The organism is Streptomyces sp. URMC 126, assembly GCF_051386555.1.
Lineage (GTDB): Bacteria > Actinomycetota > Actinomycetes > Streptomycetales > Streptomycetaceae > Streptomyces.
The window spans coordinates 1-2532 of sequence record NZ_JBPQTX010000546.1 but is presented as its reverse complement, the minus strand read 5'-3'; the positions used below and the strand labels follow the sequence as shown (position 1 = coordinate 2532).

Below are 2532 nucleotides of genomic sequence, written 5' to 3'. Positions count from 1 at the left end.
GGCCCGGGCCCGGGGGCGGGTGTGGTCAACGGGGGCGTCCTGCCGGGTAGTCGGTAGCGTCGGCGGTGAGTTCCATGAAGGCCGCCTCCAGTGAAGCGGTGCGGGTGGTCAGTTCGTCCAGCCGGATGCGGTGCTCGTGGGCGAGCGCGCCGACCCGGTCCGCGGGGAGGCCGGCGACGGCGAGGCGCCCGGCGCCGGCCGGGCCTTCGGGCTCCACCGCGGCGCCCGCCGCGGTCAGTACGGCGGCCAGCTCGGCGGCCTGTGGTGTCGCCACCACGACGGCGCGGCGGGTGCCACGGGCCGCGAAGTCCCGTAGCGGCTCGGCCGCGAGGAGCCGGCCGCGGCCGATGACGACCAGTTCGTCGGCGGTGTTCTCCATCTCCGACATCAAGTGGCTGGAGAGGAAGACCGTGCGCCCCTCGGCGGCCAGGCGCCGGAAGAGGCGGCGCACCCAGCACACGCCCTCCGGGTCCAGGCCGTTGACCGGCTCGTCGAAGAGGAGCACGGGCGGGTCGCCGAGCAGAGCGGCGGCGATGCCGAGCCGCTGCCGCATGCCGAGGGAGAACCCGCCGACGCGGCGGCCCGCCACTCCGTCCAGCCCCACCTCCCCCAGCACCTCGTCCACCCGGCGGCGCGGGATGCCGTTGCTCCGGGCCAGTGCGGAGAGATGGGCGGCGGCGCTGCGCCCGCCGTGGACGTGGCCGGCGTCGAGGAGGGCGCCGGCGTGCCGCAGCCCTCGCGGGTGGCGGCGGAAGGGGACGCCGTCGACGGTGGCCGTGCCGGCGGTGGGCGTGTCCAGGCCGAGGACCATCCGCAGGGTGGTGGACTTGCCGGCTCCGTTGGGGCCGAGGAACCCGGTGACCAGGCCGGGCCGGACGGTGAAGGACAACCGGTCGACGGCCGTCTTGTCGCCGTAGCGCTTGGTGAGTTCACTGACTTCGATCACGGGCCCCACACTGCCGGGCCGGCTGGTGCGCGGGCATCGGGCCGTGGGCGGCACGGTGCGCGGCGGGCTTCGCCCGGGGGCGTACGTCCCCGGGTTGATGCCGGGCGGGCGGCGGCCGGTTAGTCTCGCGGCGTGAATCCCGAAATGATCATTCCGGCGGCGGCCTTGTGCGCCGTCCGCCGTCGCGGCGGCGTTGCGTCCAGGGCTCTACCGGCGGCGTCATGGGCTCCGCGCCGATGACGCCGACGCCGATGTCGGCGCCAATGCCGACGCCAATGCCGACGCCGACGGCAGGGCCGGTGCCGAGAGCCGGGAGGGGCGGACGGGCCGGGAAGGCGGGGCCCGAGAAGGCCGAGGTCGGGAAAGCCAAGACCGGGAAAGCCAAGGCCGGGACCGCCGCCTGGGCGGGAGGCGTCTCCTACCTCCTCGTCGTGGGCCTGCTGATCGGGGGCGCGCCCTCGGCGTCGGGCACGGCGCACGGCGTCGGGGCGCTGCTGGCCGTGAGCCTGCTCGTCGACGTGGCGCGGCGGGCGCCGCTGCTCGCGTTGTATCTGGCTCTGTTCGGGTCCACGGTGGTGGTGGCGGGGACCCCGCGTGCCACCGGACCGGACCTGACGGTGGCCTTCCAGGGCCAGTTCCTGGGGTACATGGCGGTGGACGCCGTTCTCGCCCTCGTCGTCGCGACCCGGACCCGGCGGGCCTCGGTCGGTGGCGTGGGCGTGACGTCCGTGGTGCAGCTCCTGGTGATCGGCCTCTTCGCTCGCGGTGACAACCTGACGGTCAACGCGGTGATCGCCCTCCTGGCGTTGTGCGCGGCCTGCGCGGCCGGACTGCTCGGCCGGGAGCGCCGCGAGCACGCGGAGGAACTGCGCGAACGGCAAGCGGCGCTGCGTGCGCAGGAGGTGGCCGAGGCCGTGACCGCCGAACGCCTGCGGATCGCACGGGAACTGCACGACATGGTCGCGCACAGCGTCGGCGTCATCGCCATCCAGGCGGGGGTGGGCAGCAGGGTGATCGAGACGCAGCCGGCGGAGGCGCGCGAGGCGCTGCGCGCCATCGAGGCCACCAGCCGCGAGACGTTGTCGGGTCTGCGGCGCACGCTCGTGTCGCTGCGCCGGACGGCACGGGACGCGACCGCCGGCGAACGGTCCCCGCTCGCTCCGGCGCCGGGTGTCGCGGACCTCGAACGGCTGGTGGCGGCGACGGCGGACGCGGGCGTCCGCGTCGACCTGCGCCGGAGCGGGACGGAGCGCCCGCTGCCCGCCGACATCGACCTGTCCGTCTACCGGATCGTGCAGGAGGCGCTCACGAACGTGGTCCGCCATGCGGGGGCCGGGCGGTGCCGGGTGAGCGTGGGGTTCGGGGAGGAGGAGTTGTCGGTGGAGATCGTGGACGACGGGTGTGGGGGCGGGGGTCCGGTGACTCCGGCTCAGGGCTTCGGGCTCGTCGGCATGCGGGAGCGCGTCGCGCTGCTCGGCGGCCGCCTGAGTGCCGGGCCGCGTCCCGAGGGCGGCTTCCGGGTGGCGGCCCGGCTGCCGCTGCCCGCGTCCGGGGGTGTGGCGAGGGCCGGGGGCGCGATGGGAGTC

The 2532-nt window shown here is 75.8% G+C and carries 2 protein-coding genes; one reads left to right on the top strand and one right to left on the bottom strand.

Translation table 11 applies throughout. The features are described from left to right. Positions 1 to 25: 25 nt before the first annotated feature. A complete protein-coding gene (locus ACSNOK_RS32550) occupies positions 26 to 946 on the bottom strand; it encodes an ATP-binding cassette domain-containing protein (RefSeq protein WP_436784392.1) in 921 nt (306 codons plus the stop codon). Positions 947 to 1245: 299 nt separating this feature from the next. Here ACSNOK_RS32550 and ACSNOK_RS32545 point away from each other — a divergent pair. Further along, positions 1246 to 2532: sensor histidine kinase (locus tag ACSNOK_RS32545; protein ID WP_436784391.1), on the top strand; the 1287-nt coding region annotated here is incomplete at its 3' end.